The organism is Pseudomonas sp. UBA6315, from assembly GCF_002438125.1.
Taxonomy (GTDB): Bacteria; Pseudomonadota; Gammaproteobacteria; order Pseudomonadales; family Pseudomonadaceae; genus Aquipseudomonas; species Aquipseudomonas faucium.
The window spans coordinates 13,864-35,230 of the sequence record NZ_DJTF01000200.1; the positions used below are offsets into that span (position 1 = coordinate 13,864).

Below are 21,367 nucleotides of genomic sequence, written 5' to 3' on the forward strand. Positions count from 1 at the left end.
CTCCCGCTCCGAGGCTTCGACGAAGAACAAGAACTGGAGGCGATCATGACTATCACGCCCCGTGGTGTGCATTCGATCGATCATTACGCGCTGTACGTGCCGTCGCTGGCCGACGCCAGGTCCTTTTTCGCCAGTTTCGGCCTGCAAGTCGGCGAACACCCTGATGGGCTGGACCTGGCGGCTGCCGACGGCCACCGCTGGGCGCGGGTACTGCCGGGCCAGCACAAGTGCCTGGCCTACCTGAGCCTGAGTTGCTTTGCCGACGACCATGCCGCGCTTCGCGAGCAGGTCGAAGCCGCGGGCGCCCGCTTCGAAGCCGGTGACGGCGAGGGCTTCTGGTTTCGCGACCCGGACGGCAACTTGCTGCAGGTAAAGGTGGGCGCCAAGCACATGCCCGACCGCAAGCACCCGCTGCCTGTCGCAAAAGCCGCTGTGCGCGGTGCCACTACGCGTGACGCGGTGGCGCAGGTACGCCCGCGGCGCCTGTCTCATGTACTGCTGTTCAGCCCAGATGTTTCCCGCGCCGTGGACTTTTATGGCCGCGCATTGGGCTTGCGCTTGTCCGACCATTCCCAGGACATCATCGCCTTCACCCATGCGCCACACGGTTGCGACCACCACCTGGTGGCGTTCTGCAAGAGCAGCGCCAAGGGCTTCCACCACGCCGCCTGGGAAGTCGACAGCGTCGATGCGGTGGGCAACGGCGCCGAGCAGATGGCCCATGCCGGCTACCGGGAAGGCTGGGGCACCGGGCGGCATTGCCTGGGCTCGAACTACTTCCACTACATCCGCGACCCGTGGGGGTCGTTCTGCGAATACTCGGCCGACATGGACTTCATCGACGCTGGCAGCCAGTGGCCGGCAGGCGACTTCCCGCCTGAGAACTCGTTGTACCTGTGGGGCCCGAATGTCCCCGAGTACTTCGTCCTCAATACCGAGACGGACTACCCGCCCGTCAAGGCCTAACGCCCAAGCGACGCAGGCCGCGCATGGCCCGGCACCTTCCTGGCATCCAGGCAGGCGGGCAGCGGCTTGCCTAAAACCCACAGGTTTCAGGTCAGCACAGATGAACGAAAACAAGATCCATGACGTAGCCATCGTCGGTTACGGCCCTGTCGGGCAGACCCTCGCCATCCTCCTTGGGCGCATGGGCTACAGCGTTGCGGTGTACGAGCGCTGGCAGTCCCTTTACCCGCTGCCGCGCGCAGTGTTCCACGACCACGAGATCCGCCGGGTCTTTCGCATGATGGGGCTGGAGGACGAACTGCAGCAGATTTCCCAGCCCTCCGCCTGCTACCAGTGGTTCAACGCCGACTGGAAGGTGCTGGTGGAAATCGACTGGTCGGCCGAGTCGATCAGTGACGGGCCGTTCGGCTACCTGTTCAACCAGCCGGGCCTGGAGGCCATTCTCGATCGCAGCGCCAAGGCCATCGGCAACGTCGAGGTGCATCAAGGCTGGGAAATGCTCAGCTTGAGCCAGGACGCCCAAGGCTGCGAACTGCGCCTGCAGCGCACCCCCAGTGAAGGCGAGGCGCAAACGGGCGAAGCGCGCCAGGTGCGGGCCCGCTACGTGATCGGTGCCGATGGCGCCAACAGCCTGATCCGCCGCCAGTGCGGCATCGGCTGGCAGGACCTGGGCTTCCAGGAGGACTGGCTGGTAGTCGACCTGCAGCCCAAGCCGGGCGCTGAACTGGATGTGCCGGACATCGGCCAGTGGTGCAACCCGGCGCGGCCCACCACCATGGTACCCGGTGGCCCAGGTTACCGCCGTTGGGAATTCATGCGCCTGCCCCACGAAAGCATGGAGGACCTGCAGAGCACGGCCAAGGTCTGGGAACTGCTGTCGCCCTGGGTGACCCCGGACACCGCCACGCTGGTGCGCCATGCGGTCTACCAGTTCCGCTCGCGCATCGCCGAAACCTGGCGCCACGGGCGCGTGCTGCTGGCCGGCGACGCCGCGCACCTGATGCCGCCGTTCATGGGGCAGGGGATGTGCTCGGGGATTCGTGATGCATGGAACCTGTCCTGGCGGCTGGACCTGATCCTCAAGGGCCTGTGCGACGAGTGCCTGCTCGACAGCTACACCCTGGAGCGCAAACCGCAGATCCGCGCGGTGATCGATGCTTCGGTGGCCATGGGCAAGGTGGTTTGCGTGGCCGACCCGCAACAGGCCGCCGAGCGTGATGCGGCGTTTCTCGCCGGCCAGGTGCCGCCGTTGCCGCCATTCCCTGGCCTGGTCGATGGCGCCGTGTTCAAGGACCCGCTCACTGGCGCCGCCAAGGGGCTGGCCGGTTCATTGGGTGTGCATGGCCAGGTCGAGCACCAGGGGCGCCCGCAGCGCTTTGACGAGGCGTTCGGTCGCGGTTTCCACTTGCTGAGCATCGGTGAGGATCCGCTGGCGGGCTTGAGCCCGGCGCATCAGGCCGTGCTCGATCACCTGCAGGTGAAAAGCGTGCGCCTGAGCCTCGACGGCGCCCCAGGCACCTGCCGCGATCTCTCCGGCAAGTACCACCGCCACTTTGCCGAGGCCGGGCTGCAGGCCGTGTTGGTGCGCCCGGACTTCTACCTCTACGGCGCCGTGGGCGACCTGAACCAATTGCCGCAATTGCTCGATGCGCTGGCGCGCGACATGGGCATCGCGCAATCAGGCGGCGCTGCGCGCACGGCTCAACCCCTCGCTGCACGGATGTAGCGCCCGGCACATGTCAGGCTGCCCTGCGAAAAGCCCGTTGAACAGGGCAGCCTGTGCTCAAAGATACTGTCGTACTACGTGGTACACCTCTGTCGAGTACACCGTTCAGAGCAGCGCCAACACGTGGAATATGCGTAACATGCCGCCTTTGGCCCAGCGCTTCAGGTGAAAACCGTTTTGCTGGCCCGCCCCCGATCACCCATCAGGAGACCCTTATGAAAGCAGCCATCGTCCACGCCTTCGACCAACCCCCGCGCTATGGCGATATCGACGCGCCGCAAGCGGCAGCGGGCGAGGTGCTGGTGCGGGTGCGCGCCGCGGCGCTCAGCCAGCTGGTGCGGGCCCAGGCCAGCGGCAAGCACTACAGCAGTGGCAAGACCTTGCCGTTGGTGCCGGGTGCCGATGGTGTCGGCCTGCTGGAGGACGGCACCCGCGTGTACTTCGCCTTCCCCCGCGCGCCGATCGGCGCCATGGCCGAGACCGTGGCCGTGGATGCGCGCTGCTGCGTGGCCATACCCGATGGCATCGATGACATCACGGCGGCGGCGATCGCCAACCCGGGCATGTCGTCGTGGTCGGCGCTGCAGGAGCGGGCGGGGTTCAAGCCCGGCGAGCGCGTGTTGATCAACGGCGCCGCCGGTGCCTCCGGGCGCCTGGCGATTCAGGTGGCCAAGCACCTGGGCGCGTCGCGCGTGGTGGCGACGGCGCGCAACCGCGCGGTGGAGGCAGAGCTGCGCGAACTGGGCGCGGATGCCTTCATCTGCCTGGACCAGCCCGCCGAGCAGCTGACCGCTGCCTTGCGCGATGAAATCCGCGGGCCGGGCGTCGATATCGTGCTGGATTACCTGTGGGGGCAACCGGCCGCGTGCATCCTCGATGCCCTGGGCGGCCACGCCAGCCGCGAGGCCGCACCACGTGTGCGCTTCGTCAACATCGGCGCGATTGCCGGGGCGACCTTGCCGATGAACCCCAGCGTGTTGCGCGGCACGGGCCTGGAGATGCTCGGCAGTGGCCTGGGCAGTGTGTCCAACGAAGGGTTGGTGAAGGTGGTGGGGCAGTTGCTGAAGGCGATCAAACCGGCGGGGATGAAGGTCGAGGCACTGGCCGTGCCATTGAGCGAGGTTGAAGCGGCCTGGCAGCGCAGCAGTGCAGAACGCATCGTGTTCGTCATGTAGTTATTGCGGGCATATCAGGCCAGGGAAGGCCGCTCACGCGGCCCAGGTTTCATGCAGATGACGCCATAGCACCTGCTCGCCCTGCAGGCTGAAAAGCGCCGTCGAGATCCGCGTCTTTGCCTCCTGGCCAGACAGCCGGTGAGTTTCCCGGTAGCGAACCAGGGCACCGTCCGGCCACTGCGCCAAGGCCTGCATTTCGCTGAGCTCGATGCTCAATCCAGGCTGGCTGCCTGCGCGCTGGGCTAACAGGGCTGCTACCTGCTGCAGCCCCACCTCCATACCTGAAGGCGAGACCATGGAGAACTCCGGGTGGAACCGCTCGACCATCGCTTGGACCTGGGCCTCACCTCGGCAGAACAGCGCCTCGATCAGTTCGTGCAGGTCAATGACTTCTTGAAAGTAGGGATTCATGAGGTGGCGTCCTGGGTGGGGGGGCCGATTATGCCTGAACACCTCGAGCATGACCGCGAGCGCCGGGTTTCCCGCTGGTCAGGCGGTCATGGCGGATAGCCTTTACGGGGCTATCGTTGCTTGTCTGTGCCACGACGAGCGACCGAGGGGCGGTGCCATGAACACCAGTGATCTGCTTGAACAGTTACTGCGCGCCGGGCAAGGCTCGCAGGCGCAACAGCAACGCAGCGGCATGCCCGCGCAGGATGGCCTGGGCGGTCTGGGCGGCTTGCTTGGCGGTTTGCTCGGCGGCGGCAGTAGCAGCGGTGGCGGCGGTGGCCTGGGCGGCCTGCTCGGCGGGCTGCTGGGCGGTGGCAGCGCTGGCGGCAGCCCCCAGGGGCGTTCGGGCGGTACCAATTATGCGGCCCTGGCATCGTTGGGCATGATGGCCTTCCAGGCCTATCAGAGCTGGCAGCGCAGCCAGGCCACAGCGCCGCAACAGGCGTTGCAGACAGTCGATCAATTGTCCGGCCCCGAGGCTGAAGACCACAGCCATGCAATCTTGCGCGCGCTGATTGCCGCGGCCAAGGCTGACGGGCGCATCGACGAGCAGGAAGAGCAGGTGATCTACGCCGAGATCAAGCGCCACACCAACGATCCGCACCTGCAGCAGTGGCTCGATGACGAAGTCGGCAAGCCACTGGATGCGGCCGAAGTGGCCCAGGCGGCCAAGGACCCGGCCATGGCCGCGGAAATGTACCTGGCCAGCGTGATGTTGGTGAATGACCAGGGCGACGCCGAGCGCGCCTACCTCGACGAGCTGGCCAGCGCGCTGCAGATTGAACCGGCGTTGCAGGTGCACCTGGAGCAGCAGGCCAAGGGCGGAGCGTGACCAGGCGTCACTTCAACGGCTAAGGGGTCTTTACGTGGGGAGGCCGAGCTTCAGGCCATAGCGCGTCAACGCAAGTGGCTCGCCGTCTTCTTCGACCACGCGCTGGCTCGCTTGCTGCGCGATGAAGCCCTGCCTGAGGTAAAAGCGCTTGGCGCGCACGTTGCCATCAAGCACCCAAGCGCTCACCTGCTCGAAGCCGCCTGCGCTCAGCGCCTGTCGTACCTGCGCCCATAAAGCTTCACCAATGCCTTGCCCCCAGGCCGCTGGGTCGAGGTATATGGCCATGAGCTCACCCATGTCTGCAGTGGCGCCCTCATCGCGGCTCGGGCCGAAGGAGCACCAGCCCACGGTTTGGCCATCGAGTTCCGCTACCCGTATTGACGGTGTGTTCTGTGCGATGGCCTGGGTCAGGAACGCCACGCGGCGTTCGACAGTGGTGCTCAGGGCGTTCAGGTAATTGGCTGACAGCAGGCCCTGGTAGGCGCTCTGCCAGCTGCGGATGTGCAGGGTGGCGATGGCGGTCGCGTCGTCGGGGACGGGTTTGCGAATCAGCAGCCCTGGCAATGGGGTTGAGTGGGTCATGGGGTTACGGCCTTTTTGCGCCTGTGAAGACCGAGGCTGCTGCAAATAAGGCGCCAGGTGCTCAGGGGCGGGTTTGGCAGAGCAAACATCCCTCAACTGTCGCGCTGGAAACACAACGGCAACAGCTTTGTCGGCTGCTTTACACTGAGTTTGCTGTTGAACCTGGGCGAGCAAATGTCTTGCGAGCGCGTGCGTGTAGCGTCATTGGCACTGACTGGCCACAACGATTTGCGCAGCTTCTGATCGACAGCTGTGTGCGAACCTTCTATTTGGCTGCCTGTATCGTTACAATTCGCGGGTTGCACCCAAACACCCCCCAAGCGTCGTCCGGCAATAACGACGACGCCAACCCTGGCGATGCTCCCTGCCCAGGGCTTTCACCCTCGGTTGAGCCAAGGCTCACTCGAAACCCTTGATTGGCGCTGCGGGCTTGAACCGCGGTGCATCTCGCCGACACGCGTGGTACCCCTGCGCTGTCGGCCTCTCGCCCGGCCAACGGAGCCGTGTCCAGAACCGGCAATCCTGCCCCGCACGATCGGTGTGGTCGCCGTTATCAGGCCCTTTCCTGGCTGGGCGTTTCATCAGCGGAACTGAGCTACCCCAAGGTAGTTCGAGCCCCGCTTTCAAATGCGCTTTCCACGGCGTCTGCACGCTTGGCCCACGCACTTGTGCGGGCGCCGGGCGAGCCCGCTTTGGGGACCGCTGCCCAAACGCGCCCATGCGCGCGTGCATGAAACAACCGAATGGATGGAATTCGCTCCGACTGTAAGGCAAGCCTGATCAGGCGGCGTCGAATGAAGTACGCAACAGGAGAAAGCTCATGCCCTTCGTACCTCCCAAGGATCAACACTGCAACGGTGATGATCCGACCACCCCAGCGACTGCTGGCCCCTGCGTGAAGTCGATGCCAGCGCTCGAACGCAGCAAATTCGGCGGCACACCTCGCCGCCCTGGGCGGCCAGGCGACGCTGACGACCCTCCGGTATCGCGCAGTGACCTCAGCAAAGGTCACGACCAACTGGTCGTACATCGGGAGGCGCGCATCAACTGGCGCGTGCTGCTGATTTCGTCAATGGTGATCCTGGCGTTTTCCATTGCCACGATCCTCATGCCCGATGCAGCACGCGCGACGATGAAGCACACCACCGACTGGATTGCGACGAACCTGGGGTGGTACTACGTGCTGACGATGACCCTGGTCATCGGCTTCGTGCTGTGGGTCGCGTTTTCCAAAGAAGGGGACGTGCGCATCGGCCCCGACCACTCGCGGCCGCAGTACAAGCTGGTGACCTGGGTCGCCATGCTGTTCGCCGCAGGGGTCGGCATCGACATGCTGTTCTATTCGGTCACAGGCCCGGTCGTGCAGTACTTGCACCCGCCCAGCGGCGAAGGCGGTACTGCCCAGGCCATGCAGGATGCGGTGGTCTGGACCATGTTTCACTATGGCATCGCCGGGTGGGCAATGTATGCCCTGCTGGGTATGGCCATGGGTTACTTCGCCTATCGGTGGGACATGCCGCTGTCGATTCGCGCCGCGCTCTACCCGCTGTTTGGCAAGCGCGTGCGCGGCCCCTTGGGCGATGGCATCAGCATCATTGCGCTGGTTGGCACCGTGTTTGGCGTCGCCACGTCGATGGGTATCGGCGTGGTACTGCTGAGCGTTGGTTTTTCGCTGTTATTCGGCCTGGAACAGGGCCTGTCATTACAGATCGCATTGGTGCTGGGGGCTGTAGCACTGACCATTGCCGCCACCACCTCCGGGGTTGACCGAGGCATCCGCTGGATCGCCGAGCTGAACCTTTGGAGCGCCGTGGCGATGATGCTGTACATCCTGATAACAGGGCAGACGGCGTTCTTGTTGAATGCACTGGTGTCGAACATCGGCCAGTTTCTCGTCAGCTTCCCCGCGCGTACATTCCAGACGTTTGCCTACGAGCCCGACGGGGCCGGCTGGATGGCGGGGTGGACGTTGTTTTTCTGGGCCTTCTGGCTGGCCTGGGGGCCCTTCGTCGGCGTGTTCCTGGCGCGAATCTCGCGCGGTCGCACCTTGCGGGAATTCGTCCTGGCGGCAGTCACTGCGCCAGTGCTTTGCGACTTCATCATTGTCTCGCTGTTCGGCAACAGCGCACTGTTTCAGGTGCTTGAAGGCAACACCGAGTTCGCCACGCTGGCGATGGACAGCCCCGAGCAGGGTTGGTACGCACTGCTGCAGATGTTCCCGGGCTCGATGTTTCTGATTGGCCTGGCAACGCTGTCCGGCTTGCTGTTCTACCTCACCAGCGCCAACTCCGGGGCGATGGTGATGTCGAACTTTTCTGCAACGATTCCTGACCCTGCCCAAGACGGCCCGAGCTGGCTGCGTATCTTCTGGGCCTTGCTCACGGCCATGCTCACGGTGGCGATGCTGGTCGCAGGCGGGGTCAGGACCATGGAGTATGCAACGCTGATCTTCGCGCTACCGGTGACGATCATCGCTTACCTGGTGATGGCATCCTTCTACAAGGTATTGCGCATGGAACGTGCCGAACGTGAAGGGCGTGTGCTGCGCCGGCCCTCGATGGCGGCTGGCGGCGGGCAGGTCCCGGAGCGCTCGTGGAAGCAACGGCTTGAGCACCTGCGGGCGTACCCAACGCTGCGCCAGGTCACCCAGTTCCTTGACCGAACAGTGGGCCCTGCGCTGGACGAGGTCGTCGCTGAATTTCGCCAGCAGGGCTATGACGTCATCCGCGAAAGCCTGGTCAATACCCGCGGAGCCGAGGAACCGATGCTGCGGGTATCGATGGACAGCTTTCGGGACTTCCATTACCACGTCGCCATTGTCGAGGCGCCTGTGCCCATGTTCAGTGGCCGCATGACGCGCGAGATCGATGTCTATTACCGTTTGGAGGTGTTCACCCAGACGGGGTCTGGTGGTTATGACTTGATGGGCCTGACCAAGCAGCAGGTCATGGACGATGTGCTCAATCGCTATGAGGCCCACTTGGCGTTCCTTGTGTTCTCCAGCGAGAACGCCACCCCCTCCGTGCTGACGCCCAGGCATTGCCTCGATCGCTGACGGCGCACGGTAGCGGCAGGCGACAGAAGAGGGCCAACGCTTTCGCGTGGCCCTTTTGGGCCTGTATCAGAACAGGTCCTGCAGGGTTTGCTGCGTGGCGTTCAGCGATGGGTCACCCCCCTGCGTGGTGCTCATCGCTGGCGCGTTCTCGGCCTTGAACACTTCCATGGCCGTCTGCGGCCCCTGCGCCGATGCCGCCGTCCCGTCCGCCGTGTTGATCAGCCGGGTTACGACCCCGTCGGGCATGGGCTGCGAGTTGGGGGCTGTTCCGGCAAGTGCCGCCTGCATGTAGTCCATCCAGATGGGCAGGGCGATGGTCACGCCCCATTCGCGCCGCCCCAGGCTTTGCGGCTGATCGAAACCTGCCCAGACGCTCGTCACGTAGTTGCCGTTGTAGCCGGTGAACCAGGAGTCCTTGGCTTCGTTGGTGGTGCCCGTCTTGCCCGCGATGTCGGGGCGATGCAGGGCGGACGCGGCGCGGCCGGTACCTCGCTTGATGACATCCTGGAGCATGCTGGTGAGCAGATAGGTCGTGCGGCTGTCCACGACCTGTTCAGCGACTGCTTCGGGTGCCGGGTTGTCGGCGCTGGGCGCGGTACGCGGGGCGGCCTTGAAGACGATGCGGCCGGTGCGGTCTTCGACCCGGTCGATGAAAAAAGGCGTGACCTTGTAGCCGCCGTTGGCGAGCACGCTCCAGCCGCCGACCACCGCCATGGGGGTCACGGAGGCCGTGCCCAGGGCCAGGGAAAGGTTGCGCGGCATGTCATTGGCGTCGAAACCGAAACGCGTGATGTAGGCGATGGTCGAATCGACGCCCATGGCTTGCAGCAGGCGTATCGAGATCATGTTCCTGGAGCGATACAGCGCTTCGCGCAGGCGAATGGGGCCGAGGAAGGTGCGGTTTTCGTTCTGCGGGCGCCAAGCTGGCCCCGCGTAGTCGTCGCCCAGCACGATGGGCGCGTCGTTGACGATGCTCGCCGGCGTATAGCCGTTGTCGAGCGCCGCACAGTAGATGAAGGGCTTGAAACTTGAGCCCGGTTGCCGTTTGGCCTGTACCACGCGGTTGAAACCGCTCTGGTTGAAATCGAAGCCGCCGACCAGGGCCTTGATCGCGCCATTGCCCGGCGCTACCGATACCAGCGCGCCTTGCGCGTCGGGCACCTGGCTGAAGAGGCGCTGGGAGCCTCCCCGCTCAACGCGGATCACATCGCCTGGCCTGACGATGTCTGCAGGCCGTGCGGGTTGGCGCCCCTGTGCGCTGTGGTTGATGAAGGGGCGGGCCCACGCCATCGTCTGCCAGGCGACGTCGTGTTGCTGGCCGGCCTGGTCGAGCACGGTGATGCGGTCGGCGAACACCTTCGTCACCACCAAAGCTTCCAGGCCGCCCAGTTGCGGATACCCTTTCAACCTTTCCTGCCATGCCGGGCTCAGGCTGCCGGAGAGGTGGCCTTCGGGGCCGCGATAGCCGTGGCGCTTGTCGTAGGTTTTCAAACCGTTCTGCAGTGCAGCGTTGGCCGCCGCCTGCAGCGTGCCGGAGACCGTCGTCACCACGCGAAAGCCTTGCGTGTAGGCGTCATCCCCGTAGCGGCTGACCATCTGCGCGCGGACCATTTCGGCGATGTAGGGGGCACTGACCTCGGGTGCAGGCGCGTGATAACGCGCGGTCACGGGGGCTGCCAGCGCGGCGCGGTAGCGGGCCTGGTCGATGCTACCCAGCGCGTACATTCGCCCCAGAATCCAGTCGCGGCGTTGTTTGGCCCTGGCCGGGTTGTTGATAGGGTTGAAGCGTGAGGGCGCCTTGGGCAAGCCCGCGATCATCGCGGTCTGCGCCAGGGTCAGTTGGGACACTGGCTTGCCGTAATAGATCTGCGCCGCGGCTGCAATGCCATAGGCCCGTTTGCCCAGGTAGATCTTGTTGACGTAGAGGTTGAAGATTTCGTCCTTGGTCAATGTGCGTTCAATGCGCAAGGCCAGCAGTATCTCGGTGAGTTTGCGTGAGAACGTCTTCTCTTTGCTCAAGAAGAAGTTCTTCGCCACCTGCATGGTGATGGTGCTGCCGCCGGAGCGCACGTGCCCGCTGCTGATCAACTCCAGGGCCGCACGCAGCAGGCCTGTGGGGTCGACGCCACGATGATGGTAGAAGTTGGCATCCTCCGCAGCCATGAAGGCGGCCAGGAAGTCGCCGGGGATTTGCGAGGAGGGCAGGGGGATACGGCGTATCTCACCAAATTCGGCGATCAGCTTGCCTTCTGCGCTGTATACCTGCAGCGGCTCCTGCAGTTGCACGGCCTTGAGGGTCTCTACATCGGGCAATTGTGGGTCGAGGTACAGATAGGTGCCGCTTGCACCCAGCACCAGCACGCTGGCAAGTGCCAGGGCACACCAGCCCAGGGCCTTTGAAAGCCGCATTCGTTGCTCCTTGAGTGGGTATTTCGATGGCGGTGGGGGAGCGTTAGAGCATTCCAACGCGTGCGTCGGTCGAGGCGTGTTGCAGGGCATGCGCGACGTCGAATTGCGGTTTGAGCTGCCCGTGTGCATCCAGTAGCCAGGCGTCCATGACCTTCCTGACCACCGGCCCTGCGACCCGGGCCCCGGCTTCGCCGTTCTCGATCATCACGGCGACCACGATGGCCGGGCGTTGCGCGGGGGCAAAGGCGACGAAAAGAGCGTTGTCGCGGTGGCGTTCGCGGGTCTTGTTGCGGTTGTAGCGCTCGCCCTGCCTGATCGCGATGACCTGCGCGGTGCCACTCTTGCCGGCCATTCGGTAGGGCGCGCCTTGGGCTGCCCGGCGCCCGGCACCGCGCGGGTTGTGCATGACCATCTCCATGCCCTTTGCCACCTCGCGCCAGGTGTCGGGGTTTTTCAGGGTGATGTTGGGCAGCGGGTGGGGGTCGGCCGGTTTTTGCCCGCCAATCGACAGCGCCAGGTGCGGCCGATGCCAGATGCCTCTGCTGGCAATCAGGCTGGTGGCCTGGGCCATCTGCAGCGGCGTCATCTGCACATAGCCCTGGCCGATGCCGGCGATCAGCGTTTCGCCGGGGTACCACTGCTGGCGGCGGGTGGCGCGCTTCCAGGCTGGGGAGGGCATCAGCCCGGGCGCTTCCTCGAACAGGTCGATCGACACCCGCTGCCCCAGGCCGAACGCGGTGAGGTAGCTGTGCAACCGCTCGATACCCAGCCTGTGGGCCAGGTCGTAGAAGTAGGTGTCATTGGAGCGCATGATCGCGTCGTACATATCCACCCAGCCGTCGCCTGCCCGATTCCAGTTGCGATACTTGTGCCGGTAGTTGGGCAGCTCGTAATAGCCACGGTCGAATACCCGCTGGGAGGGGGTGATGACGCCACTGTCCAGCCCTGCAACCAGCACCATCGGTTTGATGGTCGAGGCCGGGGGGTAGAGGCCGCGTAGCACGCGGTTGAACAGCGGCATGTCGGCTGAATCGCGCAAGGCTGCGTAGGCCGGGGTGGTGATGCCCTTGACGAAAGGGTTGGGGTCGAAGCTGGGCCGGCTGACCATGGCCAGCACTTCGCCGGTTGCCGGGTCCAGTGCGACCACAGCGCCACGCCGGTCGCCCAGGGCCTGCTCGGCAGCACCTTGCAGTGACGCGTCGATGGTCAGCACGATGTCCTGGCCCGGGGTCGGGTTGTGCCGGCCCAGCACGCGGATCACCTTGCCTTGCGCATTGGTTTCCACTTCTTCGAAACCCATCTGGCCATGCAGGGCGTCTTCATAGAAGCGCTCGATGCCGGTTTTGCCGATCTGTTCCGTGCTCAGGTATTTTGCGTGGTCGAGTTGCTTGTACTCTTTTTCATTGATGCGCCCGACATAACCCACCGAATGGGCGAAGTGTTCGGCCAACGGGTACACCCGTGAAAACTGCGCGTGAACATCTACGCCCGGCAGTTGAAATTGATTCACTGCCACCCGTGCGATCTGCTGTTCGGTGAGGTCCGTCATCAACACCACGGGCTCGAAGGCTCTGCCCCTGCGGTGCAAGGCCCGGTCCAGCTTGTCGCGTTGACCGGCGCTCAAACCCAGCACCTGGCACAACTGGCTGACCACGGCCTTGGTATCGCCCGCGCGTTCGCGGGTGATGGTCAGGTTGAAGGTGGGGATGTTGTCGGCCAGCACGACGTTGTTGCGGTCATAGATGATGCCCCGTGCTGCTGCGAGTGGCCGCACATGCACGCGGTTTTTTTCTGCGACCGCAACGTGTAGATCATGCTGAGTGACTTGCAGGAAGTACAACCGGCACACCAGTGCGGTTGTCAGGGTCAGGACCAGTATGGCGCTGGCGATAATTCTTGTTTTTACAATCCTGTGGCTGGCTTCCCTGTCCTGTAGTTCGGTGGGATGTGTCATTTGAAAATACTTACCGCTTTTTGCAGGCCTTACGCTTTTGGGTTTTTTATTCTAAGGCGCGTGAAGTATTCATCAATGCGCACTTCGGGCTATCTGATATCAACCCGGTTGATGTCACACAAGGGCTATTGCGGGCTCAGGTCAGGCAAAAGGTTTTATCCACCAGCTCGATAATCATCGCCTTGACCCTTTGCAGCGTGATGTCGTGCTTGCTGCCCACTCGCGTGCCGATTTCCAGGTCGTAGGAGGGCATGGGCACGGGGCAGGGGAATGTTTGCAGCGTGCTGACCCTTTCCATGGCGCGTGCCGCATGGGTTGGCACCGTGGTGATCAGTTTCGAGCCCATCAGCAGAAACGGCACGGCGGCAAAATGCGAGGTCGAGGCGTGGATACGGCGTTTGTAGCCCACGGCATTCAAGCCTTCGTCGACGATGCCGACGAAACCCGCCGACGAGACCAGCAGGTGGGGCCGCTGGGCGTAGTCTTCGGCGGTGGTGGGCAGGGTGTTGTCGGCATCGGCAATGCCCAGGTAATTGCCCCGGCCAAGGCGCTGCCGGGCGATCAGCGGCGACGACATCCCGCCCGCCGACAAGGCGATGTCTATCTGGTGACGCATCAGCATGTCCTGGACCAGGCCGCTGTGGGTCTGCCGAAAAATCACCCGCAAGCCCTGCAGGTGCTCGTCGATCTGCGCTACCAGGCTTTGGCCCAGGGCGATTTCACTGTCATCGGACAAACCGAGGGTGATCGTCCTGCCCTTGATGTCCTGGTCACCGCCTGAAAGTGCAAGGGCTTGCCGGCAGCAATTGAGGGCCTCGCCAATCAGCGGTGCCAGCTCGTTGGCGCGCCGGGTCGGGCGCAGGCCACGGCCGGTGCGCTCGAACAACGGGTCGGCGTAGATCTCTCGCAGGCGGCCAAGTGCGGCACTGACCGCAGGCTGGGTGACGCCCAGGCGTATGGCCGCGCGGCTGGCGCCGCCTTCTTCGATCAGGGCGACGAAAACCCTGAGCAGGTTCAGGTCGACACTTTCGATATCAAAACTGTTCATATCAGATATCTTGATAGTTGATTGATTAATAGTATAGGGGTGCGGACAATGCCCGGCAAATAGATAGCTAGTGCTTGAGTCGGTTATTGGTTGGGCAGGTAAATTGATATTGATGAACGCGAGCAAAGTTATTGCGGTCTTACTGCTGGCTATTGCTGTCGGCACATTGAATGCCGCCTCCATCGCGCCGCAAGGTGAGTTGCACGGCAGTGTAGTGACGCCGCTTGGCAAGCAATTGATAACTGAACTTCAAGTCGCGCTGCAGGGGCACAACTATTATCAAGGCGATATCGATGGTTTGTTTGGCAGCGAAACACAAGAGGCCATCTATCTGTTGCAGTTGGACCACGCGTTGCCCTTGACCGGGAGCGTCAATGTGCAACTTCTGGAATGGCTCGGTATTGAACCCCCCGCCTGGCTGTTGCCCTGATTCATCGCTGTGAGTGTTTAGATGCGTTCCCCTTCTAGAACGCTGCCCGGTTATCCGTGGCGGTTCAGGCTCGTGGTCGGCCTTGTACTTATCCTTGCGTTGACGCTGTGCTGGCGCATTGTCGAGCTGCAAATCGTCGATAACGCCTTCCTGCGCCAACAGGGTGATGCGCGCAGCCTGCGTTATCTGACCCACCCTGCGCCCCGAGGGGTGATCACCGACCGCGCCGGGCACCCGCTGGCTGTCAGCACCCCCGTGGTGACCCTGTGGGCCGACATGCGTGAACTGTCTGCCGAGCAGGCCAAATGGCCGTCGCTCGCCCAGGCGTTGCAGATGCCGCTTGCGACGCTCGAAAAGCGCTTTGCGCAAAACCGCCACAAGGCGTTTTTCTACCTGCGCAGGCGCCTGCCCCCTGAACGGGCCGGGCAGGTGTTGCAGGTCGTTCATCAACAGCACATCAAGGGCATCTACAGCCTGGAGGAGTCGCAGCGCTTCTATCCTGCAGGTGCCATCGCCGCGCAGGTCGTCGGTTTTACCGATATCGACAACAACGGCAGCGAGGGCGTGGAGCTGGCCTACGATCAGGCGCTACGTGGGGTCAGCGGCAGGCAGCATGTGGTCAAGGACCGCAGGGGGCAGGTGATCCAGGACCTGGGCGTGAGCCGGCCTGCAAAACAGGCGCAGGACCTGGCGCTGTCCCTGGACATACGCTTGCAGTACCTGGCAAGCCGCGAGTTGGCCAAGGCCGTGGCCGACAATGGTGCCGACGCGGGAAGTGTCGTGATCCTCGACGTCGAGACCGGGGAGCTGCTGGCCCTGGCCAACTACCCCAGCTACAACCCCAACAACTGTGCACAGGCCAGCCCATCAGCGATGAGAAACCGGGCGCTGGTGGATGTGTTCGAGCCGGCCTCGACGATGAAACCGTTCTCGGTGGCCGCTGCACTGGAAAGCGGGCGCTGGAAACCGTCCGACACCGTGCTGGTGAAAACCGGCAGCCTGAAGGTGGGCAGGTTCACCATCCGTGATGCCTCGCGCACCGCCGGCGAGCGGCTGGACATGGCGGGGATCCTGGTGCGCTCCAGCAACGTTGCGATCAGCCAGGTGGCATTCGACATTGGCGGCGAGACGATTCATGGCCTGCTGCAGCGGGTGGGCCTGGGGCAGACGACCGGTACGGCGTTTCCCGGGGAGCGTTCGGGCGTGCTGCCCAGCCGACGCCAGTGGCGCGAGGCGGAAACCGCGGCGATGTCCTACGGCTACGGCGTTTCCGTTACCGCCGTGCAGCTGGCCAAGGCCTACGCGACCCTGGTCAATGGCGGCAGAAGTGTGCCGGTCTCGCTGCTGCGTGTCAGCGAACCTGCGCAGGCACGTCAGGCGATGCCGGCACCGGTGGCCAATGCGCTGAAGCACATGCTGGTACAGGTTGTCGAAGCGCCCAGGGGCATTTATCGGGCCAAGGTGCCGGGCTACCACGTGGGCGGCAAGAGCGGTACGGCCAGGCGGCCCAGCGCCACCAGCAAGGGCTACCAGCACAAGGCGTACAGGGCGATGTTCGCCGGGTTCGGCCCTGCCGCCGCGCCGAAGTTCGTGGTGGTCGTGATGATCGACAACCCGTCCACGCACGGCTATTTCGGCGGGCTGGTATCGGCGCCGGTTTTCAGCAAGGTCATGGCGCAGGCGCTTCGGCTGTACAACATCGCACCGGATAATCTGCCCTGACCCTGCGGCCAGTACCGGCCTCATCGCCGGCAAGCCGGCTCCCACAGGAATATCACCGGCCTTCAGGCCTGCGCTGTACTGTGGGAGCCGGCTTGCCGGCGATGGGCGCTTCACACCGCCGCGCTGCGCTCGCGGATATCGATGTTCAAGATGCGGTCGTTCTCGCTGTAGTCGACCGGGCAGTCGATCACGTGCACGCCTGGGGTCTTTATGCAGTGCTCGAGCAGCGCCAGCAAGCCTTCGGCGCTTTCCACGCGGTGGCCATTGGCACCATAGGCTTCGGCGTATTTGACGAAGTCCGGATTACCGTAGTCCAGGCCGAAATCGGTGAAGCCCATGTTGGCCTGTTTCCAGCGGATCATGCCGTAGCCGTCGTCACGCAGGATCACCACGGTGATGTGCATGCCCAGGCGTACTGCGGTTTCCAGCTCCTGGCTGTTCATCATGAAGCCGCCGTCGCCACATACCGAGATCACCGGGCGATCCGGGTACACCAGGTGCGCGGCCATCGCCGATGGCAGGCCGGCGCCCATGGTTGCCAGGGCGTTGTCGAGCAGCACGGTGTTGGGCTTGTGGGCCTTGTAGTTGCGCGCGAACCAGATCTTGTAGATGCCGTTGTCCAGGGCAACGATGCCTTCGGACGGCAGTACGCGACGGAGGTCGGCAACCAGGCGTTGCGGATAGACGGGGAAGCGTGCGTCGTCAGCGCCTTCAGAGATCTGCGTTTCGTTTGCTTCACGGATGGCCATCAGACGGGTGAAGTCCCAGTGCGAGGTGTCAGCCAGGGCTTCATGGATCTGCCACACAGCGTTGGCGATGTCGCCAATCACTTCGATCTGAGGGAAGTACACGGCGTCGACTTCGGCGGCACGGAAGTTGATGTGAATGACTTCAGTGCCACCGCGAACCATGAAGAACGGCGGCTTCTCGATCACGTCATGGCCGATGTTGACGATCAGGTCGGCGGCTTCGATTGCACGGTGTACAAAATCACCGGACGACAGCGCGGCATTACCGAGGAAGCAGGGATGGCGCTCGTCAACCACACCTTTGCCCATTTGGGTAGTGATGAACGGGATGCGAGTCTCGTCGATGAGTTGCTTGAGGACTTTGGCGGTCATCTTGCGGTTCGCACCGGCGCCGATCACCAGCAGAGGGTTGCGGGCTTTGTGCAGCTTCTCAACGGCCGCTTCGATCGCCTTGTGCTCGGCTAACGGCCGACGGTGGAGGCTCTGAGGGATCGGTAACGCATCGGTCTGCTCGGCGGCGATGTCTTCCGGCAGCTCCAGGTGCACCGCGCCCGGCTTTTCTTCCTCGGCCAGGCGGAACGCTTCACGCATGCGCGACGGGATGTTGTCGGCGGAGGCGAGCTGGTGGGTGTACTTGGTGATGGGGGCCATCATGTCGCACACATCGATGATCTGGAAGCGGCCCTGCTTGGACTTCTTGATCGGCTTCTGGCCGGTGATCATCATCATCGGCATGCCGCCTAGATATGCATAGGCGCTGGCGGTGACCAGGTTGGTCGCGCCGGGGCCTAAGGTTGACAGGCTGACGCCAGTCTTGCCGGTCAGGCGCCCATAGGTAGCTGCCATGAAACCTGCAGACTGCTCGTGACGAGTCAGTACCAACTTGATCCTGGATTTACGCAGGGATTCCAGCAGATCGAGATTTTCCTCCCCGGGGATGCCGAACACATACTCAACACCTTCACTTTCCAAACATTGCACAACGAGATCAGCTGCCTTGGCCATCTATTGGTCCTGCCACTGTCGAGAGTGAGCCACGCGGGCAGAGGACGAGGCCTTTACCCGGTGCCGAATGAGTTTCATGGAAAAGAGCAAACGCCTGGATTATTCGGCCATTCGGGGAAGTACCAGGGTGGCGTCAATGGCAACCAAAGCATTCAGTGCGAGCGCCGACACGCCGACCGTGGCGCGTGCGGGGTAAGGCGCTGCAAAGTAACGGCTCATGATTTCGTTCACGGCAGCAAAGTGCGAGAGTTCCGTGAGGTAGATAGTGAGTTTCCCTACGTCAACAAAACTACCGCCTGCGGCCTGTGCGACGGCCTGCAGGTTCTCGAGCACCTGAACGGTTTGGGCTTCGATCCCTTGCGCCAATTCCATCTTTTCAGGGTGAAGCGCGATTTGCCCGGTCAGGAAAACCAGGTCACCCATGCGCACGGCTTGCGAATACGGGCCGATAGCTTTCGGCGCCTGATCACTGTGGATAGCGATTCTGCTCATCAGATTTGATCCTGTCTTAGGGGGCGAGCCAACCTGCCTGCCAATGCTCGTCTTGCAAAATGAAGCGGGCCCGCTGGTGGATATTCTGGGAAAGGTCGAGCCACTCGATTTTTCTCAAATGGACAACCACCAGTGCGAAATTTTCAAAACCCTCCACGTGCGTTTCATAAACTGCGCAAGGTGAAGAAATCGCCTCGCCTGGCAGGCGACCATGGCGAAAGAGCGCCTGGGTACTGGCTCGGGCCTGCTGCCAGTGCTGGGCAAGGCGCGAAACATCCGACACAGGTTCAGCCAGGCCTTCCATTCGAAGCTGCAGCTTGCCGGTCGGATCTACGCAGGTCATAGCGACTCTGGGTTCGGCACGTATCTCTGCGAGCTTCGCCGAGCGCTTGTCCGCATAAAAGAGGATCGACCTCGTCGACTCATCGGCATGGCGCAAGACCACCGTGCTTACCTTGGGTTGCCCGTCGATATCGACGGTGGCCAGTTGCATCAAGCGAAATGGATTTGGCGTACTGCCAACCGGTATGGATAAACCCGACCAGACCTTGGCCAATATCAGATCAAGCATGGCAATCGCCTAGAGGAGAAAGGGCCGCGTACCGTGTGCGGCCCGGAGATACTCAGACGCTGCGGGTAACGCCGCCGTCGACCTTGATGTTCTGGCCGGTAATGTAGGCGGCCCCGTCGCTCGCCAGGAAGGCGATGGTGGCGGCAATTTCTTCGCTGGTGCCATAGCGCTTGAGTGGCACACCTTCGCGACGTTGTTCAGTAGCAGGAAGACTGTCGATCCAGCCCGGCAACACGTTATTGATGCGAATGTTGTCGGCGGCATACTTGTCAGCAAAGATCTTGCTGAACGACGCCAGGCCGGCACGGAAAACCGCCGAGGTTGGGAACAGTTCGCTTGGCTCGAACGCCCATGCCGTAGATATGTTGATGATCGCACCGCCGTTCTGGCGCTGCATGTACGGCGTCACCAGTCGTGCAGGGCGAATGACGTTGAGCAGGTAAGTCTCCATGCCCTGGTGCCAATCTTCATCGCTGATCTCGAGGATCGGTGCCCGCGGGCCATGGCCGGCGCTGTTGACCAACACATCGATACGGCCCCATTTCTGAATGACGGCGTCGACCAGGCGCTGCAGATCTTCGATTGACTGGTTACTGCCGGTTACGCCAATACCGCCGAGCTCCTGCGCCAGTGCCTCGCCTTTGCCAGAGGAAGAAAGAATACCGACATTGAAGCCATCGGCAGCCAGTCTGCGTGCAGCTGCCGCCCCCATACCGCTACCACCGGCCGTGACGATTGCTACTTTTTCTACTGTCATAGATCCTCCTGAGTGAAGTGTGGATAGGTTGTTTGTGGAATGAGAGTAGCGGCGCTCAGTCTTTCTCAGAGAGACAGCAAGTCTTTTAAATTACAGTAGAAAATCTATCGGCCAACAGTATTCAGGTGAAGCGTATCGACGGTTGACCACCGCCAGCCGGCGACCGGGATCGCACGCAGCATGACGCTTTGAATCTGCTAACTTGAACGCCAAGTACGCACTGCAAAAGCTTAGGGCCGGCCATACCCATGGCATCCCTGCCAAAGGAGTCACCCCATGTCGAAGCTCTATCCCAGTATTGATCCTGAGGGGCTGGTCGAGTATTCGGTGGTCTACACCGATCGCTCGCTCAATCACATGTCGCAGACCTTTCAAGGCGTGATGAGGAACATTTCCACGACCCTGAAACAGGTCTACAACGCCCAGGCCGTTGCGGTAGTGCCGGGCAGCGGCACCTTCGGCATGGAATCGGTAGCGCGACAGTTCGCCACCGGCAAGCAATGCCTGGTGATCCGCAACGGCTGGTTCAGTTATCGCTGGAGCCAGATCCTCGAGGTGGGCAACATCCCGGCGGCCATCACGGTGCTGAAGGCGCGACCGGTCGACACGGGCCGCCAGGCAGCCTACGCACCCCCGCTGCTGGACGAAGTGCTGGCAGCCATCGAGGCGCACAAGCCCCAGGTTGTCTTTGCCCCCCACGTTGAAACCGCATCAGGGATCATCCTGCCCGACGAATACCTGCGCGCCGTCGGCGACGCCGTGCATGCGGTGGGTGGGCTATTCGTGCTGGACTGCATTGCCTCAGGCACGCTATGGGTCGATATGCACAAGTGCGCAGTCGACCTGCTGATCAGTGCACCGCAGAAAGGCTGGAGCGCCTCGCCTTGCTGCGCCCTGGTGATGCTCAGTGCCCTGGCCCTGGAGCGCATTGAGCAGACGCAAAGCAGTAGCTTTGCCTGCGACCTGAAAAAGTGGCTGCAGATCATGCAGGCCTACGAGCAGGGCGGCCATGCCTACCATGCGACCATGCCCAGTGACGCGCTCGCGCGGTTCAGCGATGTGATGAACGAGATGCACGCCTACGGTTTCGACAAGCTGCGCGACGAGCAACAGGCGCTGGGTAATCGCGTGCGTGCCCTGCTGACCGGCAAAGGCTTCAGAAGCGTGGCCGCCGCCGGGTTCCAGGCCCCGGGCGTTGTGGTGAGCTATACCGATGATGGTGATATCAAGAACGGTAAGAAGTTTGCCGAGCACGGCCTGCAGATAGCCGCCGGGGTGCCGTTGCAATGTGACGAACCGGCCGACTTCCAGACTTTTCGCATTGGTTTGTTCGGCCTTGAGAAAGTGCGCAATATCGAGCGCACGGTCAGCATCCTTGAACAGGCGCTGGACGAAGTGATGGTGAACTAAGCCCGCCTAATGGGTTGCAGGTGTCTGCTTTGGG

The 21,367-nt window shown here is 62.8% G+C and carries 17 protein-coding genes; 8 read left to right on the plus strand and 9 right to left on the minus strand.

Annotated features, from left to right (window positions below):
- Window positions 1-45 precede the first annotated feature (45 nt).
- The 3 genes from B3E94_RS24050 to B3E94_RS24060 all read left to right on the plus strand — a co-directional run bounded on the left by B3E94_RS24050 (window position 46) and on the right by B3E94_RS24060 (window position 3,867).
- The gene (locus B3E94_RS24050; protein ID WP_286915504.1) at window positions 46-966 is read left to right on the plus strand and encodes a VOC family protein; all 921 of its coding nucleotides are present in this window, start codon (window positions 46-48) and stop codon (window positions 964-966) included.
- A gap of 100 nt (window positions 967-1,066) precedes the next feature.
- Window positions 1,067-2,692 carry a bifunctional 3-(3-hydroxy-phenyl)propionate/3-hydroxycinnamic acid hydroxylase gene (locus B3E94_RS24055; protein ID WP_286915505.1) on the plus strand — a complete coding sequence of 542 codons (1,626 nt, stop codon included), beginning with the start codon at window positions 1,067-1,069 and terminating at the stop codon, window positions 2,690-2,692.
- A gap of 215 nt (window positions 2,693-2,907) precedes the next feature.
- Window positions 2,908-3,867, plus strand: coding sequence for a quinone oxidoreductase family protein (locus B3E94_RS24060; RefSeq protein WP_286915506.1), 960 nt, complete (start codon window positions 2,908-2,910; stop codon window positions 3,865-3,867).
- 33 nt (window positions 3,868-3,900) lie between these two features.
- Here the strand turns inward: B3E94_RS24060 and B3E94_RS24065 are convergent, their stop codons facing one another.
- Window positions 3,901-4,278, minus strand: coding sequence for a DUF4440 domain-containing protein (locus tag B3E94_RS24065; RefSeq protein ID WP_286915507.1), 378 nt, complete (start codon window positions 4,276-4,278; stop codon window positions 3,901-3,903).
- Window positions 4,279-4,435: 157 nt separating this feature from the next.
- On the opposite strand from B3E94_RS24065, the gene B3E94_RS24070 reads away from it, so the two are divergent.
- On the plus strand, window positions 4,436-5,149 hold the full coding sequence (locus B3E94_RS24070) for a tellurite resistance TerB family protein (protein ID WP_286915508.1): 714 nt from the start codon (window positions 4,436-4,438) through the stop codon (window positions 5,147-5,149).
- Window positions 5,150-5,179: 30 nt separating this feature from the next.
- On the opposite strand, the gene B3E94_RS24075 is transcribed toward B3E94_RS24070, so the two are convergent.
- Window positions 5,180-5,731: a GNAT family N-acetyltransferase gene (locus tag B3E94_RS24075; protein ID WP_236193725.1), complete on the minus strand. Its 552-nt coding sequence runs from the start codon at window positions 5,729-5,731 to the stop codon at window positions 5,180-5,182.
- Window positions 5,732-6,551: 820 nt separating this feature from the next.
- Here B3E94_RS24075 and betT point away from each other — a divergent pair.
- Window positions 6,552-8,786, plus strand: coding sequence for a choline BCCT transporter BetT (gene betT / locus B3E94_RS24080; RefSeq protein ID WP_286915509.1), 2,235 nt, complete (start codon window positions 6,552-6,554; stop codon window positions 8,784-8,786).
- A 66-nt stretch (window positions 8,787-8,852) separates the two neighbouring features.
- Here betT and B3E94_RS24085 read toward each other — a convergent pair whose 3' ends face one another.
- From B3E94_RS24085 to B3E94_RS24095, 3 genes are all read right to left on the minus strand, one after another.
- Window positions 8,853-11,195, minus strand: a complete 2,343-nt coding sequence (locus B3E94_RS24085) for a penicillin-binding protein 1A (protein ID WP_286915510.1) — start codon at window positions 11,193-11,195, stop codon at window positions 8,853-8,855.
- Between the two features lie 43 nt (window positions 11,196-11,238).
- A complete protein-coding gene (mrdA, locus tag B3E94_RS24090) occupies window positions 11,239-13,149 on the minus strand; it encodes a penicillin-binding protein 2 (protein ID WP_286915511.1) in 1,911 nt (636 codons plus the stop codon).
- Window positions 13,150-13,285: 136 nt separating this feature from the next.
- Complete coding sequence (locus tag B3E94_RS24095) at window positions 13,286-14,197, minus strand: LysR family transcriptional regulator (protein WP_286915512.1); 912 nt, start codon at window positions 14,195-14,197, stop codon at window positions 13,286-13,288.
- Between the two features lie 112 nt (window positions 14,198-14,309).
- Between B3E94_RS24095 and B3E94_RS24100 the strand changes: the two genes are divergently transcribed.
- A complete protein-coding gene (locus B3E94_RS24100; protein WP_286915513.1) occupies window positions 14,310-14,627 on the plus strand; it encodes a peptidoglycan-binding domain-containing protein in 318 nt (105 codons plus the stop codon).
- Window positions 14,628-14,648: 21 nt separating this feature from the next.
- A complete protein-coding gene (locus B3E94_RS24105) occupies window positions 14,649-16,349 on the plus strand; it encodes a peptidoglycan D,D-transpeptidase FtsI family protein (protein ID WP_286915514.1) in 1,701 nt (566 codons plus the stop codon).
- Window positions 16,350-16,459: 110 nt separating this feature from the next.
- Here B3E94_RS24105 and B3E94_RS24110 read toward each other — a convergent pair whose 3' ends face one another.
- The 4 genes from B3E94_RS24110 to B3E94_RS24125 form a co-directional block, all read right to left on the minus strand.
- Complete coding sequence (locus tag B3E94_RS24110) at window positions 16,460-18,103, minus strand: acetolactate synthase large subunit (protein WP_286915515.1); 1,644 nt, start codon at window positions 18,101-18,103, stop codon at window positions 16,460-16,462.
- Between the two features lie 99 nt (window positions 18,104-18,202).
- Window positions 18,203-18,595, minus strand: a complete 393-nt coding sequence (locus B3E94_RS24115; RefSeq protein ID WP_176511513.1) for a Rid family detoxifying hydrolase — start codon at window positions 18,593-18,595, stop codon at window positions 18,203-18,205.
- Window positions 18,596-18,611: 16 nt separating this feature from the next.
- On the minus strand, window positions 18,612-19,166 hold the full coding sequence (locus B3E94_RS24120) for a pyridoxamine 5'-phosphate oxidase family protein (RefSeq protein ID WP_286915516.1): 555 nt from the start codon (window positions 19,164-19,166) through the stop codon (window positions 18,612-18,614).
- A 52-nt stretch (window positions 19,167-19,218) separates the two neighbouring features.
- Window positions 19,219-19,923, minus strand: coding sequence for an SDR family oxidoreductase (locus tag B3E94_RS24125; RefSeq protein WP_286915517.1), 705 nt, complete (start codon window positions 19,921-19,923; stop codon window positions 19,219-19,221).
- Between the two features lie 276 nt (window positions 19,924-20,199).
- Between B3E94_RS24125 and B3E94_RS24130 the strand changes: the two genes are divergently transcribed.
- Entirely contained in the window at window positions 20,200-21,333 is a 1,134-nt protein-coding gene (locus B3E94_RS24130; protein ID WP_286915518.1) for an aminotransferase class V-fold PLP-dependent enzyme, read from the plus strand.
- Window positions 21,334-21,367 lie beyond the last annotated feature (34 nt).

What these genes read in the sequence shown, in the direction of transcription:
- B3E94_RS24115 (WP_176511513.1), bottom strand. Translation starts at nt 18,595, where the DNA reads ATGAGCAGAATCGCTATCCACAGTGATCAGGCGCCGAAAGCTATCGGC.
- B3E94_RS24100 (WP_286915513.1), top strand. Translation starts at nt 14,310, where the DNA reads ATGAACGCGAGCAAAGTTATTGCGGTCTTACTGCTGGCTATTGCTGTC.
- B3E94_RS24065 (WP_286915507.1), bottom strand. Translation starts at nt 4,278, where the DNA reads ATGAATCCCTACTTTCAAGAAGTCATTGACCTGCACGAACTGATCGAG.
- B3E94_RS24105 (WP_286915514.1), top strand. Translation starts at nt 14,649, where the DNA reads ATGCGTTCCCCTTCTAGAACGCTGCCCGGTTATCCGTGGCGGTTCAGG.
- B3E94_RS24130 (WP_286915518.1), top strand. Translation starts at nt 20,200, where the DNA reads ATGTCGAAGCTCTATCCCAGTATTGATCCTGAGGGGCTGGTCGAGTAT.
- B3E94_RS24050 (WP_286915504.1), top strand. Translation starts at nt 46, where the DNA reads ATGACTATCACGCCCCGTGGTGTGCATTCGATCGATCATTACGCGCTG.
- B3E94_RS24120 (WP_286915516.1), bottom strand. Translation starts at nt 19,166, where the DNA reads ATGCTTGATCTGATATTGGCCAAGGTCTGGTCGGGTTTATCCATACCG.
- B3E94_RS24055 (WP_286915505.1), top strand. Translation starts at nt 1,067, where the DNA reads ATGAACGAAAACAAGATCCATGACGTAGCCATCGTCGGTTACGGCCCT.
- B3E94_RS24070 (WP_286915508.1), top strand. Translation starts at nt 4,436, where the DNA reads ATGAACACCAGTGATCTGCTTGAACAGTTACTGCGCGCCGGGCAAGGC.
- B3E94_RS24095 (WP_286915512.1), bottom strand. Translation starts at nt 14,197, where the DNA reads ATGAACAGTTTTGATATCGAAAGTGTCGACCTGAACCTGCTCAGGGTT.
- B3E94_RS24075 (WP_236193725.1), bottom strand. Translation starts at nt 5,731, where the DNA reads ATGACCCACTCAACCCCATTGCCAGGGCTGCTGATTCGCAAACCCGTC.
- betT (WP_286915509.1), top strand. Translation starts at nt 6,552, where the DNA reads ATGCCCTTCGTACCTCCCAAGGATCAACACTGCAACGGTGATGATCCG.
- B3E94_RS24110 (WP_286915515.1), bottom strand. Translation starts at nt 18,103, where the DNA reads ATGGCCAAGGCAGCTGATCTCGTTGTGCAATGTTTGGAAAGTGAAGGT.
- mrdA (WP_286915511.1), bottom strand. Translation starts at nt 13,149, where the DNA reads ATGACACATCCCACCGAACTACAGGACAGGGAAGCCAGCCACAGGATT.
- B3E94_RS24085 (WP_286915510.1), bottom strand. Translation starts at nt 11,195, where the DNA reads ATGCGGCTTTCAAAGGCCCTGGGCTGGTGTGCCCTGGCACTTGCCAGC.
- B3E94_RS24060 (WP_286915506.1), top strand. Translation starts at nt 2,908, where the DNA reads ATGAAAGCAGCCATCGTCCACGCCTTCGACCAACCCCCGCGCTATGGC.
- B3E94_RS24125 (WP_286915517.1), bottom strand. Translation starts at nt 19,923, where the DNA reads ATGACAGTAGAAAAAGTAGCAATCGTCACGGCCGGTGGTAGCGGTATG.